The sequence below is a fragment of the Terriglobales bacterium genome (genome assembly GCA_035567895.1).
Taxonomy (GTDB): Bacteria; Acidobacteriota; Terriglobia; order Terriglobales; family Acidobacteriaceae; genus Gp1-AA112.
In genome coordinates this window covers 26,110-41,579 of sequence record DATMPC010000104.1, presented here as the reverse complement: position 1 = coordinate 41,579, position 15,470 = coordinate 26,110, and the positions used below count along the sequence as shown (strand labels likewise).

The 15,470-nt window shown below is 56.2% G+C and carries 13 protein-coding genes; 9 read left to right on the top strand and 4 right to left on the bottom strand.

The features are described from left to right. Positions 1-175 precede the first annotated feature (175 nt). The 4 genes from VNX88_22210 (at position 176) to VNX88_22195 (ending at position 4,117) form a co-directional block, all read left to right on the top strand. Positions 176-643, top strand: a complete 468-nt coding sequence (locus VNX88_22210; GenBank protein HWY71397.1) for a hypothetical protein — start codon at positions 176-178, stop codon at positions 641-643. 580 nt (positions 644-1,223) lie between these two features. Continuing rightward, positions 1,224-1,805, top strand: a complete 582-nt coding sequence (locus tag VNX88_22205; GenBank protein HWY71396.1) for a DUF1579 family protein — start codon at positions 1,224-1,226, stop codon at positions 1,803-1,805. Between the two features lie 318 nt (positions 1,806-2,123). Next, complete coding sequence (locus VNX88_22200) at positions 2,124-2,975, top strand: hypothetical protein (protein ID HWY71395.1); 852 nt, start codon at positions 2,124-2,126, stop codon at positions 2,973-2,975. Positions 2,976-3,160: 185 nt separating this feature from the next. Next, on the top strand, positions 3,161-4,117 hold the full coding sequence (locus VNX88_22195; GenBank protein ID HWY71394.1) for a hypothetical protein: 957 nt from the start codon (positions 3,161-3,163) through the stop codon (positions 4,115-4,117). Between the two features lie 35 nt (positions 4,118-4,152). Here VNX88_22195 and VNX88_22190 read toward each other — a convergent pair whose 3' ends face one another. Next, complete coding sequence (locus VNX88_22190; protein HWY71393.1) at positions 4,153-4,593, bottom strand: NIPSNAP family protein; 441 nt, start codon at positions 4,591-4,593, stop codon at positions 4,153-4,155. A 554-nt stretch (positions 4,594-5,147) separates the two neighbouring features. Between VNX88_22190 and VNX88_22185 the strand changes: the two genes are divergently transcribed. After that, positions 5,148-5,414 carry a GlsB/YeaQ/YmgE family stress response membrane protein gene (locus tag VNX88_22185; protein ID HWY71392.1) on the top strand — a complete coding sequence of 89 codons (267 nt, stop codon included), beginning with the start codon at positions 5,148-5,150 and terminating at the stop codon, positions 5,412-5,414. 159 nt (positions 5,415-5,573) lie between these two features. Then, the gene (locus tag VNX88_22180; GenBank protein ID HWY71391.1) at positions 5,574-6,443 is read left to right on the top strand and encodes an ATP-binding protein; all 870 of its coding nucleotides are present in this window, start codon (positions 5,574-5,576) and stop codon (positions 6,441-6,443) included. Positions 6,444-6,534: 91 nt separating this feature from the next. On the opposite strand, the gene VNX88_22175 is transcribed toward VNX88_22180, so the two are convergent. The 3 genes from VNX88_22175 to VNX88_22165 all read right to left on the bottom strand — a co-directional run bounded on the left by VNX88_22175 (position 6,535) and on the right by VNX88_22165 (position 10,466). Beyond that, positions 6,535-7,824 (bottom strand): DUF3443 domain-containing protein, encoded by a 1,290-nt coding sequence (locus tag VNX88_22175; GenBank protein ID HWY71390.1) that lies wholly within the window; start codon positions 7,822-7,824, stop codon positions 6,535-6,537. Continuing rightward, on the bottom strand, positions 7,821-8,270 hold the full coding sequence (locus tag VNX88_22170; protein HWY71389.1) for a DUF2844 domain-containing protein: 450 nt from the start codon (positions 8,268-8,270) through the stop codon (positions 7,821-7,823). Before VNX88_22170 ends, VNX88_22175 begins: the two co-directional genes overlap by 4 nt. 1,359 nt (positions 8,271-9,629) lie before the next feature. Then, complete coding sequence (locus VNX88_22165) at positions 9,630-10,466, bottom strand: histidine kinase (protein ID HWY71388.1); 837 nt, start codon at positions 10,464-10,466, stop codon at positions 9,630-9,632. Between the two features lie 386 nt (positions 10,467-10,852). Here VNX88_22165 and VNX88_22160 point away from each other — a divergent pair, with 386 nt between their 5' ends. The 3 genes from VNX88_22160 (at position 10,853) to VNX88_22150 (ending at position 15,357) form a co-directional block, all read left to right on the top strand. Beyond that, positions 10,853-12,229, top strand: a complete 1,377-nt coding sequence (locus tag VNX88_22160) for a sulfatase-like hydrolase/transferase (GenBank protein HWY71387.1) — start codon at positions 10,853-10,855, stop codon at positions 12,227-12,229. A 153-nt stretch (positions 12,230-12,382) separates the two neighbouring features. Continuing rightward, positions 12,383-13,774, top strand: a complete 1,392-nt coding sequence (locus tag VNX88_22155; GenBank protein ID HWY71386.1) for a DUF1254 domain-containing protein — start codon at positions 12,383-12,385, stop codon at positions 13,772-13,774. A 149-nt stretch (positions 13,775-13,923) separates the two neighbouring features. Beyond that, positions 13,924-15,357 carry a DUF1254 domain-containing protein gene (locus VNX88_22150; protein ID HWY71385.1) on the top strand — a complete coding sequence of 478 codons (1,434 nt, stop codon included), beginning with the start codon at positions 13,924-13,926 and terminating at the stop codon, positions 15,355-15,357. Positions 15,358-15,470: the final 113 nt, after the last annotated feature.

The following is a 15,470-nucleotide window of genomic DNA, read 5'->3' as shown; positions in this document are numbered from 1 at the left end:
AGTTACGAAAGGGCAATAACTCAATCGCAACTCCGGGTGCCCCGGATTCCCAGTTGATTGGAAGCCTGCACCGCCTCCTGGTATTCCAAACCGGTAAAAGCGATGTTCCAAAAGGCCGGGCCACCCGGCTACTCCCCTCCCGGACTACAATGAATTGACAATTAGGGGGACACAGATGAAGGCGAAGACACTCCTGGCACTTGTATTTCTTCTCACACTTGGAGCCGCCGCTCAGGACGCATCAGGACGTCTCACGCAGGCAGAGTGCAAATTCTCTGATGGGAACAAGATCACGGTGACGTACTCCACCGAGCGCAAGAATTATCTTTTTTCCACCGATGAGAACCTTGTAACAGTCAAAGGCATACGCGTCCCCGCCGGTGGTTACACCATTGTCCGCGCTTGGGATCGTGATGACCAGTACTTTCTGATAATGCGGGCAAAGACCGAAACGGGCCAGACTACGGATTTGCCGCGAATGCCCCTGTCTGCTAGCAGATCGGCTTCGCCGCTTGGGAATTTTCCGGTTTCATTCGACCATACCGGCGGAAGCTGCACGATGCATTTGGCCTCGGAGAAATCCAACACTCTCCTCTCGTTGGAGTTTACCGAGAAGAACACAGACTTGCCGGCTTTGCCATAGGCTCCCCCAAAACAGAAAAGAAAGAAACTAAATGAGCAAAGGGTGCGCCATCTGTCCATCCAGAGGCTTCTTTCCAGCACACTCTCCCACAGCTGGCTGGTGAAACTCCGTAGAGCAACGGATTGCTCAAATATTTTTTCCTTGGCTTGTAAGTTGTTGATGTGTCTGCGCGAAGAAATTTGGCGAGCACCGGACGAAGCTTGTCTGGAGCGCGCTGCGCATGCCATCATGGGAATGCCATGAATTGCAGGGCTGTACCATTGTGGGATTCTCGAAACGGAACATGCGAACTGTCGCGCCCGCCAGCCGAGGAGTCCCGTGGCTTTTTGTGGGCGGCGGAGCATGCCGCGAACGTTCTCGGCAGGAGTTCAGAAGTGAGATCCCCGGGGAATTGAGGGGATATCCCCTCCCATCCCCGGGGGATTCAGAAGGGGATCTCCCCGGGGATCTGCCGGGGACATGGATGCTAAGTCCTTTAGATTTGGAGACCAGCAAAAAACAGGCGTGAGCTCTACGCAGGCAGCATTCAGCTAAACCGAATTGCCGAAACCAACCCGGCTACCTCGAAGACGTGCTCGCGATGGTTCGCGTATTATCTCGTGCCATGACGAAGACGAAATGGATTGCAGTAATCTTCCTTATCACGGCTGCGGCGGTCGCGCAGCAAACCCACAATCAATATGAGCCGGCGAACGCGCCGGGTGCTGGCCAGAAGTTGCTCGCGCAAATGGCCGGGGATTGGGATGTGGTGAAGACGTTCTTCCCGGCAAACGGGAAGCCGATCGTAACGAAAGCAACGTGCAAGCAGTACATGATCCAGGACGGCAAGTTTTTGCAGTCCGATTTTACCTTCGTCAATGCTGACGGGACGACGAGCACGGGCACGGGAATCTCCGGCTTCGATCCGAAAGCCAATCGCTTCACAACCGTGTGGTATGACTCGCGGCAGACGACGATGTCGATCCGCCAGAGCGACGGCACATTCGACGGCAAAAACATCGTGCTGTGGGCCACGGCCCTCGACACCGAGCGTCCTGGACGCAAGACCGTCGCGCGAGCGCACCTGGAGGAAGACGGCCGCCTTCTTCTGCATCGTCATTTCCTGATCGACGACAAAGCAAGCGAGCGGATGATGATCGAGTTGCGGATGACGCGGAAGTAGGTGTCTGCAGGCTGACTCCGGGTGGAAGCCTCGCATTTATGCGGGGGCTCGGCTTTTGAGCCGAGTGATGCGCACAGTACATCCATTCGTCGGCTTTAGCCGCGGGATCTTAGATCGCGTGTACCCTGAATCTTGGCTCGGGAGGGTATACGACAGTGTCAACAGTGTGCCGGGGCTAAAGCCCAAGAACCATGACGTGATGTTCGTTTCTACAACGCTGAAGCGTTGTCCCCGCATAAATGCGGGGGCTCCCACCCTGCTGCACCCCACCCTGCTGCACCCACATTGCTGCTACCCACGCTGGAGGTTCCAGAATCCGTGCTAGTGTTTGAGTCCGTGCCCTCCCATCTCTTCACAGATCACTCGCTGGCTTGCAGGCTGGAGCGGGCTGAGGCGGTTGCCAACGCGCGTTTTGTTGAGGCTCGGGCGCGGGTGTTTCCCGATTCGGGAGCGGCATGGATCGAGGTCGCGGGAGCTTACGCTATGTATGACGGTGCGCGCTCCCCTTGCACGCAGACTTTCGGTCTTGGTCTCTTCCAGATGCCGACCTCGGGTGACATGGATCGGATCGAATCATTCTTCAAGGAACGGCGTGCGCCTGTCTTTCATGAAGTGAGTCCGCTTAGCGACAAGGCATTGCTTCCGCTGCTCAACGAACGAGGTTACAAGCCGGTTGAGTTGAGTAATGTGATGTTCATGGCGCTGCGGGAGCGCGATCCCGGTGTGGCCCAAAATGAATCTCTACGTGTGCGGATCGCTCGGGCGGAAGAGCGCGACTTGTGGGCGCGTACGGCGGCCGAGGGTTGGCGTGAGTTTGGTGAGATCGCCGATCTGATGCTGGAGCTAATGCGCGTGAGCGTGGAGAGAGAAGACAGCGCGTCATTCCTGGTGGAATGCGGCGGACAAGTGATTGCCACCGGCAGTCTGGCAATCCATGATGGAGTGGCGTTGTTTGCAGGGGCCAGCACCGTCCTGGAATGGCGTCGGCGAGGTGCGCAGCGGCTTCTGTTCGAGAGTCGCTGCCGATTCGCGCTGGACGCCGGCTGCGACCTGGCGATGGTCTGCACAGAGCCGGGCAGCTCTTCCCAACGGAATGCTGAGCGACAGGGGTTCCGCGTTGCTTACACCCGGACCAAGTGGCAGCTAGCTGAATCCGAGAAATCCTTGTGAATCCGCGCGAGAGTTAGTTGAGCGACTCACCGGAAAAAGTGATTCCGGGACGCTAATTCTTTGCTTTCCTGGCAGTCTACTATTTCAGGAATATTCGAATGATCGTCGGCGATACTGGCCGATATCCCGTTAGCGAACGTTTAATATATGGGAACTTCCAAGCCTCCATGCACCGATTAAACATCATGAAGATTTCGCCAGCGAGTTTCTGTCTTTTAATTCTGTGCGTGGCCGCGCTCGCCTTCAGTCCGGAAACAAGTGCGGCTCAGCCGAGCGGGAATCCCGAACCGGACTCTGTGGCGGCGGCTAAATCCGCCAGCCTCTCTTTGCCGTCTGTCCCAGGATTGCTGAGTCAGGACCAGATTAGGGAGCTCATCCAGAAGGTGGCGGCTAACGACATCGAAAACGACAAGAAACAGCGTGAGTACACCTACATCGAGCGCGACGTTGAGCACAATCTGGATGGCAAAGGGCAGACCAAGTCTACCGAGACGAAGACCTACGAGGTCTTGAACATTTATCGCGAGCAGGTGCAACGGCTGATCGAAAAAGACGACAAGCCGATTTCAGAGAAGGAAGCAGCCAAAGAAGAAGAGAAGATCCAGAAGATTATCGACAAGCGCAGGAACGAGTCGGAGAAAGACCGCAGGAAGCGGGCAGAAAAGGAAGAGAAAGAACGCGAGGAAGGACGCCAGTTTGAACGCGAGGTCGTCGACGCTTACAACTTCACCCTGCTGGGCACAGAGCGGGTGGGAGGACGCGAAGCGTGGGCGATCTCCGCCGAGCCGCGTCCCGGATTTGTTCCGCATATGAAGTATGCGAACTATCTCTCCAAGTTTCACGGCCGCATATGGATCGACAAGACCGACCTGCAGATGGCAAAAATGGATGTGGAGTGCCTGGACACCGTCTCCTGGGGATTATTCCTGGCTCGCTTCCATAAGGGCTCGCATTTCATGATCGAGCAGGCCCGGGTCAACGATGAGGTATGGCTGCCCAGCCAGCTCGCGTTCAAGATCGGCGTCCGGCTTGCACTGCTCAAAAGCTTCAAATTGGACGCGGAACAGACATTCCGCGATTACAAGAAATTTCGCACCGATGCGAAGATCGTCGGCGTAGGCGAATTGCAGCCGGAGAAGTAAGTGTTGCTCCTAACCTCCGAACCCCCGTGCTCCGTTTAGCGCAAAGGCGGGGAGAAGTCAGTCAGGGCGAGAAAGGTGGAGTCAATTTTTTCAGTCAGTTTGCCGTTCACTTCGGATTTTTCCTTGACACTCTTCCACTCCGCGTCGTCTTGGAAGGATTTCCAGTTGGCGGCTGCCTCTTCGCGGCTGGGATGTTGGAGCATGTAGACCAGGGTGTTGCTCTTCTGTGGTTCATCGACAGGTGTCCAGTAAGCAACACTTTTGATTCCATGCCGGTCAAAAAGTTTTATGGTGTGATCGCGGAAGCGCGCCAGCAATTCTCCCAACTTTCCGGGGGCAGCGTGATAGACGCGGAGTTCGTAGACCACGGTCGAGGCTTGCTTCGGATTAACGTTATCTTGCTCAGACGTGGCCCAAAGTGATGCCGGAAGGAGTGTCGCCGCAGGGAGCGCTTGGAGCAATGTTCGACGTTTCACGGCAGGCATTCTAGCAGACGGCGCGGTGGGCGCGGCGGAATTGCGAGTGCAATGATTCCACAACAATGTCGGCTCCCTGCTCACAAAATCTGAACGGTGCGCATTATTCAGTTGGGAGCGAGAATCGGTCTCTGGAAATCTGGATTCCACGTCCCATGGTCGCCAGGTTCTACAGTGAAAGCGAAATCACTCGGAAGGTCGCTTGTTTCGGAACAAGCCTTTTCTCAGGCGCAGCGTATCGATGCACGGATGAACTTCGAATTGATGTTGCACCGTGCCCAGATCATCCGCAGTCACTTCACTGAACACCTGACCACATTTTGAGCAGTGACCTCTCAAGATTTTCTCGTCGAGAGTCGAGTCAGCGATTAGGAAGCGCTCGGGCATTTTCGAATCATTGTAATGATACACAGCGGTTCATTCCGGATGGGAGCCTGCAATCTGTCAGTAACGGGAGTGATAGCAAAAATGCTCGGACCTCTATTAGTATGTCTCGGACATTTTGCTGTTGTTATGGGCGCGTCTGCGCAAACTCGCAAATTTGGAGGATCGATATGCTGCACCTGCTCTGGGAAGCGATCATCGGCCTCATCGTCGGTGCGATCGCCAAGTTCTTGATGCCCGGCAAAGACCCCGGTGGTATCTGGATTACCATGGCGATCGGCGTTGCCGGCTCATTGCTAGCTGGTTTTCTGGGTCGCGCCGTTGGGTGGTATCGGCCTGGAGAATCTGCAGGCTTCATTATGTCGGTAATTGGAGCGCTTATCTTGCTGGGGATTTACCGACTGATTAAGGGAAAATCGGCGGGAACAACAGCCTGATCCCTCCTTATATATATATAAGGTAGCTCCGTCGCTTCCCTGATGATCTCTGGGACCAGCCGAGCCCGCAGCTGGCTGGAATGGCGAAACTGTCACTGCTGACAGTTGGCGTTCGCCTTTAATAACGCGATTCTGGTGGGCGCTGACTCAGTGCCATGTATGAGCGCTGCCCCACAAACCTTCATTCTCGCCCGGGCGAAAATACGCCGTGTGCTTGCAGTGGACGATCCTGCGCTGCGCGAGTTCATGTCGCATGCCGAGTTCTCGCCAGAATTCGACTTGATAAAGACCCCGCAGGATCAGTTCCTGAACGTGGCGTTTCGCGAGCGATTTGACCTCATCATCACTAGTCCGCGCACCACGGTGGATCAGGACCTCGAGCTGCTGGAATGCCTGCAGAAATGGAGAGGAGAAGGCGTCAAGGTCATCATTCTTGCTCCCAAGACTACAGCCGAGGATGTAATTGCAGCGTTGCGCGCGCATGCCTTCGCAGTGTTCAGCATCCCGCTCGACTATGGCAGCTTTTCCACGATGGTCGAGACTGCAATAAGCGTCCCGATCTGGAGCGATGGTATTGAAGTCATTTCCGCTAAGCCCGACTGGATTTCGTTGCGCCTGCGCTGCAGCATGGTCGCGGCAGAGCGGCTACTCCAGTATGGCCATCAACTAAAGATCGACATTCCGACGGAAGTAAGGGAAACCGTGCTGCTTTCGTTTCGCGAACTGCTGCTTAATGCGATGGAACATGGCGGCCGTTTCAATCCCACGCTGAAGGTCGATGTCGGCTACCTGCGCACCGACAACATGATCCTGTACTTCGTCAGGGATCCAGGAGCCGGCTTCGATTCTACAAAAGCACTTGCGGACGCCAAAAGCAGCATGGAAGATCCGCTGGCCAGCGTTGCGGCTCGCATTAAAAATGGACTCCGTGCGGGAGGATTCGGAATCCATCTTGCCAATCAGATGCTCGATTCCCTCGTCTACAACGAGTACGGTAACGAAGTCGTGTTGATCAAGAACCTGCGATGATTTTTTCCTGCGTGGCTGCTCCCAACAGCGACAGCGCGAGGAATGTGAGCATTAGAGATCTCATGCGAAACCCGGTTCCACCGCTGGTTCATCAGAACGCGTAATACGGTCCTGTGCCAACGGGTGTGCTTTGTCCCTCGATCGCCGTGTACACGCTTCTTCCGAAAAAGAACGGCAAGCCAAAGTCAAAGCTGCCCGAGTTTTCTCCACCGAGATCGTTGAAGGCAGTCCCATTCGTGTTGAAAAAGAGACTTTGCGCGCTGGCCACATTGAAATTGATCGTGCGAGCCGCTCCAATAGGTGTGCCACCGGTAGTGCTGCCTATGAGCGATGCCGAAAGGGGAATCGCCGGGCTCGGACAATAAAAGCCTTGCAACGAGCTGCTGCTGGGACAATCAGGCATAGGAATGTTGAATGGCGAATTGGTGAGGGTAGCCGAATCCAAAAAGAAGTATCCATTCGAACCGCTGTCGATGAAATTGACGTCAGTGAAATTCGTCCCTTGGAAGTCCACGGTGAAGTCCGCGAACGTCGAATCTACTGGAAGCACGATCGCGCTGCCGAGTCCGTTGTCCGATTGAGTCCCAATCCCAAATATCAGAGAGCCAGATGCGGTCGTCTGACCCGAATCAGGAACTGCCGGGAGCTGCAGGATGGTGCCATTGTTGTCGCTGGCGAACATCCACACAGGATTCTGCACCTGGGCAGTCACACTCTGCGTCGTATTGCCGCATCCCGCCGAGTTACATGCGTAGTAGGTTCCAGGTATGGCCGAGACGGCACATGCACTTCCGCAATCCTGACGGAAGGAGCCGATGCCAATGATCGCATTCGCTCCTAAGTCGAAAACGGTGCTGTCCTGGGTTAGCGGCTGATTGCCATTTTGGCCGGAGCTGCAGTCCGCAGGCGCTGCAGGAGTTGCAGTGGAAGGATTGATGATCTGAACTGGAACCGACTTAGCGTTCTCGCCGGCGATCTGGATGTCGGCAGTGGCGATTGGTCCCCACAGGAATGTGAGATCTGCAAACTGCGTGCACTCGAACGCTGTGTTTGCGCCGGAAGTCTGCTGCGGAAGAGGAAGTGCCAGAACGGACGAGAGAATACGCAAACCTTCGGAACCGGTATCCACCTGGACGTGATCGATCGTCTGGCAGTTGCTCGTGCCGGGCACACATACGGTGAGCGTGGTAAAGGCAAGGTCAACTGTACCGATCCCACCGGGACCGGCGTCAACAACCAGCTGGGCAACGTTGTTGGCGGTACTGGCTCCGCCTGTACTTCCACTACTCCCCGAACCGGAACCAGTACCTCCACAAGAAGAAGCAAGCACAACCAGAATAGCTGCCAGGATGACTTTTAAGAGGTTGAGACTGACTCTCACTTGATTTCATCCACCTTCACACTGCTTGGTACCATTTCAGGAACGTAAGCGCGACCTGTCAAGGCACGCATGTGACCGCCAGATTGGACAACCAGCCCAGGCATCTGGATTGTGACCGGTCCATGCTTCCGCTGCCGTGGAGCGTTCTGTATGAATTGGTCGTAGTACGAACCAAGCACCTGCTGAAAGTTCGGTAGGCTCTGGCCCTGCCAGGCAACGCCGAAGACTCTGCCTTCGGGAGAAACGAACTCGCGAACCGTCGTTCCCGCTTGAGATTGCATTTCATGGATGGAATAGGCTGTCATCTGCGTGACCCGGCGCTGCGCTTTCATTTGCGCCTGATCAGACAGAACCGAGTTGACATCGCCGCCCAGCGCAGCGAACGAAGATATAGAGAGCAGGGTCGCGAACGCCGCCGTGGCACTCGCCGCTTGCAGATACTTCATAGTCTCTCGCCTCGAGACACTTTCAGAGTGTCACACCAGAGCCAAAAAGCTTGAACACTAACTTAGACGGTGAGTTGCGATCGGCAGTTTACATTCGGTTAGCAGACAAACCCACCGGCGGACATGAACTTTCGATACACCCACTGTGAACAGGCGCTCATCCTGCTCGGAATTTACTGACGGTTAAACGGAAAATCCGCGACAACAGCCTGGTCGCTCCTTACATACAAGGTAGCTCCAGAATATCCGGTTGATTTGCTGGGACCAGCCGAGAGCCTATCTGGTTGGAATGCTTAACGTGTAGCTGCTGACAGTTGGCGTTAGCCTGCGATTATCGATGTGGTTGGCGATCGGCGAGAAGGAAATCTTACGCTAGCAGGATTGTTCGGCGATCTACAAGGGACTAGTCTCAGTTGTAGCGCTCAAGAAGATCGCGAGTCCAACTCTTCCGGCAAAACGCTTCGGTCTTCAGTGGCTGACACTGGGTGCGAATGCTGCCGCTCGATGACCGTGCGAACGTAGTGAACCAGCCTCTTCAGATCGTTCGGAAGAAGAATGGCGACCGGAGTCCTCGCGTGAGTCTTTGTCCCGAGGTTCGTGGAATTTTGCAACATCCGCATCATGATTGTCTCCAATCGCGTTTGCGCGGAACAACAATCCCAACAAACGCAATGTACGAAGGGAGCGCCCGACCTGTTGGGAAAAGTAGTCTGAAGCAACGGAGGGAACAACTGTTAAAAAGCGCAGGAGGACTTGCCGACTGTCAGCGGCTCGCAACCGTTGTGGCGGGACGAAAGCCAAATCAACAAATTCACTGATCAAGGGATAACAGTGAAATATCAGCGAATTTAACAGCGAATTTCTGAAGAGCGATCTGCGAGCAGCGGATAATTTCCGCAACCCTCTTCCCGACAATCCATTAGAGGGATCGCAGGATTTCGTGTCTCGCCGGAACAGTGAATAACAGTGAATTAGCAGTGAATTCAGGAATTCGTTATCCGTTGCTCGCCTCACATGAGTGTTCCCAGAATGGGCCGACGTCAGTCTCGTTCTTTCGCAAATTCATTGACTTGGGTTCCCACATTGGGTATCATAGCGAGGCTTACTCTTCCCACTAATCCCCTTATACCTGTCCGTGGTGCTGGAGCTTTTCTTGTAGAGCTTCGCGCACTGAATCCTGCAGGGACAGCGGCAGCATGCCCAATTTGAGCTTAAGTAGAAGACCTCGAGCAGGTAGCGATTCGTTCGGCGACCGGGTACATAGTCGGGCCCTCCCGTTTTGGTAACACTACGAAATCGAGCTGTCGAGAGGGCCGTGGCAATCTGCGCTTCCGACCGGAAGACTTCCGATGAATTCTCCTAACACCCTGCTGATTTTTCGACCATTCCGGATTCGAAGGCGATCGAATTAAGGACGGACAGCGCGACTTCTGTTCCGGCCGCGGCGCGGCTCCAAATTCTGAGTCTGGCGCCAACTCTTTTCGCCCGTTGGCGCACACCCGCGAGCCCCCGATGTCCGTCGCGTCCCGCATGCAGCACTTGAGGATCGATCCCGCAACCGTCGTCGCGGACGACCATCCTGAAACGCTTGGGGGCATACTCAAGCTCGACTTCGATGCAGCTGGCTCGGGAGTGGCGAAATGCATTCACCAATAGTTCCCTACCGATTTGATAGACCTCGTCGCGAATAAGCGGGTGTAGTTTTCGGGCCGAACCTAACACAATGACCCGAAACTTAATTGGCCCCTCGATGCCCAAATCTTGCAGGATTCGGGAAAATGCCTGCCCTAGATCGTCGGAGTCTGAATTATCGGAGTCTGCACTATCGGAGTCTGCACTATCGGAGTCGGCACCGTCGGAGTCTGAATTATCGGAGTCTGCATTATCGGAGTCTGCATTAGATGAGCGGAGTCCCCGAACCGCGTTGCGGCCCTCTTCCATGAGGTGTCTCATCAATTCGAGAACACGGCTTAATCGCAGCTTGGCGGGCGAATTCGCCGGTAGCCAGTCCACCGCAACATGTAGCTGCATAGCTGCGCTGACAATGCCTTGCCGCACTGTATCGTGTAGGTCTTGGGCCATTCGCGTACGCTCTGCTAGGCGTTCCTCGAAGCGGGCACGCATCTCCCCGAACGTCGGCCGCAAACGAAAGAGATAGGGGCTTCTATACGCAAGAAAAAACCCATCGAGCCGCATGACAGATCCTCCCTTTGCAAGTTAAGACTTTCTTCCTGTCTTCTTGCGCTCACCAGCCCGAATCCAGGCGGCGTGACTCATTGGACATCGGCAGCTCCCGTGTTCGAGCTTTGTACTCGTGAGCACGGGTAGATACTGTCAGGAACGTGCCACACCGGTCTTGAACGATTTCGCTGCGGTCGGGACGTTCTTGCTCAATTGTGAGGAAACCGCTCGGGTGCTTTGTGCTTGTTTTCTTGTGAGGGTCCACTCCTGTAACTCTTGACAGTAGATCGCCCCACAATCGAATCCTCTAATAACGCATCCGCGCGGCTTCCGATGTTTGCGAGGCGTTATTGAGTCCACACATCGAAGGGTTCGTTCGGCCCTGACACTTGGAGTAGACAATGGCCACGAGACCGAATGTTATTTACTTTCATGTAGACAACCTGGGCTACGGAGAGTTGGGCTGCTACGGCGGCGGGATCTTGCGGGGCGCAGACACGCGTCGAATCGATCAGTTTGCCATGGAGGGATTCCGGCTGCTCAACTTTGCGCCCGAGGCGCAATGCACGCCATCGCGCACGGCGCTGCTAACCGGCCGTCATGCCATTCGCACTGGCAATCACACCGTCGCGATGTCAGGAGCTGAGTCTGGCATTGTCAAGTGGGAGCGCACTCTAGGGGATGTGTTTTCTGACGCTGGCTACGCGACGATGTGCATGGGCAAATGGCACATTGGCGACTGTGATGGGCGCTGGGCCACAGATCATGGTTTCGATGAATGGTATGGTCCGCCTCATTCCTACGACGAGGCACTCTGGGAAACCGATCCCTGGTACGACCCTGCACGCGATCCTGTCGCGCACATGCTGGATGGGCGCAAAGGCGAAAAAGTCAAGAAAGCGGAGAAACTTACTTATGATCTGAAACGCAATATCGACATCGAGTACAAGCGGCGAGCGTTCCGCTTCATGGAGCAAAAAGCGGAATCAAAGCGCCCGTTTTTTCTCTACTACAATCACTCGCTTATGCACATTCCCGTTGTGCCACGGGACGAGTACAAGGGCAAGAGCAGCAACGGCGATTGGGGCGACTGTCTGCTCCAACTCGACGGCGACTTCGGCGAGTTCCTGGATAAGATCGACGCGTTAGGGCTCCGCGACAACACGATCGTGGTCTTCGCCGGAGACAACGGCAATGAGGAGATGCTTTTGCATCGCGGAACTGCCGGATATTTTGAAGGGTCGTACTTCACCGGCATGGAAGCTTCGTTGCGCACCCCCTGCATCGCCCGCTGGCCAGGGAAGATCGCTGCAGGGCGAACAAGTAACGAGATCGTTCACATCACCGACTGGTTCACGACGCTCCTTGTCATGACAGGCCTACCTGTTCCGAATGATCGCGTGATTGACGGCAAGGACCAGTCGTCATTCCTCGCAGGAGAGCAGGTGAAGTCGATGCGGGACGGATTCATCTATTGGAACGGCGAGAAAATGTATGGCGTAAAGTGGCAGAACTTCAAGCTGGTGTTAGTCGAGCAAAGATATCTGACCGATCCCGCCCTGCCCCTGAACAATCCGCATATCGTCAATCTGATCACAGACCCCAAAGAACGTGAGCCGTTCAACCCCGTGTACTTTCATTCGTGGACCATGGCCCATTTCGGGCGGCTGCTCAAGGAGTTCCAGATGAGCCTGGTGCGCGAGCCGCTCATTCCCGCAGGCGCACCACTCGACTACGTGCCGAACGCCGGGGCGCCGCCGATCAAAAAGATCGCCTAACCACACGGGAAGCGAACGAATGCATCATTCGGACCAAAACAGGAGCAAGACGGAAGAAGCAAGTCAATAAGCAGGAAGCCGACTGCTGTCATTGTTTACAGTACCGGATAGGACCTCGTTCACTAGACTTTTCAAGCAGCCCAAGGAGGCCGTGTGATTACGACAGTCCAGACCGGATCGCAAAGGATCGAGTCGCGCATCGGCACGCTCGAGTTTACCCACGACTTCGCCAACGGGTATCCCAATGCCAAAACCGTCGAGATGCTCTATGACGAGCGTGACTTTCAACGCGCTTGCCAGGTCTATCTCTGGTCGCTTCCTGCGGTCGCGTTCACGTCGTTTCAGCACGGACTCACGAAGGGGCTTGGCGCTAGGGACGGACAAATCGTCGCTCTTCTCTCTTACGAGGCAAAACGCAGCGTCCTGACCGCCAATGCCACGACGCCGTACTACCTCGGCTTCGCCGATCTCTCCTCGGGGCCGCTGGTATTGGAGATGCCCGCGCGGGGCGTTCAAGGCGCGATGAACGACTCCTGGCAGCACGCCATTCCGGGAACCGGAGCGCCCGGCAAATATCTGGTTCTGGCGCCGGGGCAGAAGGTGCCAGACAATGTTGAGGGCTTCATCGTGTGTCAATCGCCGACCGTCAATATTTTCCTCGGCGTGCGACTGACCGATCCCGACCCGGGGACTGCGAAGGCGGCACTGGCGCAGTTGCGAATTTATCCTTACGCGCAACGCGACAACCCCCCAAAGGTGGACGTCCTGGACGCGGGCACCAAACCATGGAGCGGCCTGCCGCCGCGCGGCATGGAATTTTGGGAGCGGCTCAACGACGTGATCCAAAGTGAGCCAATCGAGCCGCGCGACACCTTCTTCTACGCAATGCTGCGGCCGCTCGGCCTGGAGAAGGGCAAGCTCTTTAAGCCGGACGCGCGGCAGACCAAGATCCTGACCGACGCCGCGATGGTCGGCGAGGCGATGGCAAAGGCCAACACAGCGGAGCGTCGCTTCGCGGGTGTGCAATACCGGCCCGATGACCACTGGGACTTCGCTTTACAGCTGGATGCCGACGATCCTAATGGTTTCTGGAATTTGCTCGACGAGCGCGCCTCTTGGTTCTACGAGGCCATTGGCGCCGGGCCGGATATGGCGCCCAAACACCCTGGCCCTTCATCGGCATACCTCAGCGCGTACAAGGACAAGGCCGGCGAGTGGCTGGACGGCGGCACGTCATATCGGCTGCGGGTACCGCCTAATCCACCTATCAAGCTGTTCTGGTCGGTCACCCTCTACGACGTTGACACACGCGCATTAATTCTGAACGATCAGAAAATTGCCGATCGCTCGTCGCGCATGGACCTGCGCAAGAACGCGGACGGCTCGGTAGACATCTACTGCGGGCCGAAGGCGCCGGCCGGTTTCGAGAAGAACTGGATCCCAACCTTCTCCGGCAAGAATTGGTTCGCATATTTCCGGTTCTACGAGCCCACCGAAGCCTACTTCGATCGGTCCTGGCCGTTGCCGGACTTCGAGCAAGTGTAGAACCAACTCGAGGGAACGTTCGACTCAACCAACGCTACGTTATGGACGTGGGATTGCCAGATTCAACATCTGCGCCGAGGAGCGGTTCAGCCTCGCGATGGCGCGGCAGTAAGCGCAGGCCGTGAGTTGAGCGCGAGGTAAGACGTTGAGTGAAAGCAGACGGTCATCCCAAAATGGGAACACTGCCACCAGGAGTAATAGTTATGCCATCGCCGACATTCACATCCGCCGAACTAGCTGAACGCACGTTGCACCGTCGTGCCGTCGAAGCGGTGATCTGGGGCATGCCGGCGGTCAACTACGACCTTATGTATCAGGCGATGGTCCGCGCTAAAGGAACCTTCAACCAGATCGTCTATTGGTCGCGCCTTCCGGACTGGAAGATCCAGACCCTGACCCCAAACCCCGATGCGATCTACCTCACGCCGTTCATCAACACGAAGGACGTGGGGCCGGTAGTGCTTGAGATTCCAGCCGCCGATGAGGGTTCAATTACCGGCACCGTTATGGATGTCTGGCAGTCGGCCCTGGAGGACGTCGGACCGCCCGGCGTGGACAAGGGCCAGGGCGGTAAGTACCTCATCCTGCCACCGGATTACACGGACAAGGTGCCTGCAGGCTACATCCCCCTACCATCGGACACGTACGAGGGCTACGCCCTGCTGCGCTCCATCCCGAAGAGTGGCAGCGAGCACGACGTTGCCAAGGCGGTCGCCTACGGCAAGCGGGTCAAGCTCTGTCCGCTCTCACAAGCCGCCAAACCGCCGGCGACGACCTTCGTCGACGTGGTCGACATCGTGTATGACAGCAACATCACCTACGATTTGCGGTTCTTCAAGTCGCTCAACCGCATCGTGCAGGCGGAGCCATGGCTGGTGCGGGACAAGGCGATGATCGATCAGCTCAAGTCGATCGGCATAGAGAAGGGCAAACCTTTCAATCCCGATTCGAGGACCCAGGACGTACTCAACGAGGCCGCCTGCGAAGCACACGCCTGGCTCGTGGCTCAATACGAGGCGTCCTTTTCATCGCCCTACTATGAAGGTAGCCACTGGGCGTTGCCGGGATCGCGCGAACTGCTCGAAGGGCAGGCGACGTTTTTCGCCAAGCCCGATGTCTACCCCGTCGACGTCCGCGGCGTTACGTTCTCCTACGCCTATTTCACCCCCAAGCATCGGAACGCCGGTTCGTCCTATCTGCTGACCATCGCGGACAAGGATGGCCGACTCCTCGACGGTGGCACGACCTATCGCCTCACTGTGCCGGCAAACGCACCGGTCAAACAGTACTGGTCAGCGACAGTTTACGACCGCGACACCCACACGCCCATACGGAATGCCCGATGGCCGAGCCGCTCTTCCCAAACGCCGGGACTGCAAAAGAACGCTGATGGGTCCGCGGATATCTACTTCGGACCCAAGGCACTAGCCGGCAAGGAGTCGAACTGGGTTCCCACGAGCACCGACGGAGGGTTCGAAGTTCTCTTCCGCTTCTACGGCCCTGAAAAAGCGCTGTTCGAAAAGACGTGGAAGCTCCCGGACATCGAGCAAACCGCAGCTGCAAGCGCGGAGCACGCGGCATAACAAGTAAGGAGCAAATTTCATGGCTGCAAGACCATTACCGCTCAGCCGAGTCAAGACCGTCGACTCGCACGGCTGGATCGGCACCGAGATCGTAAAGAGCCGTTTCGGCGACT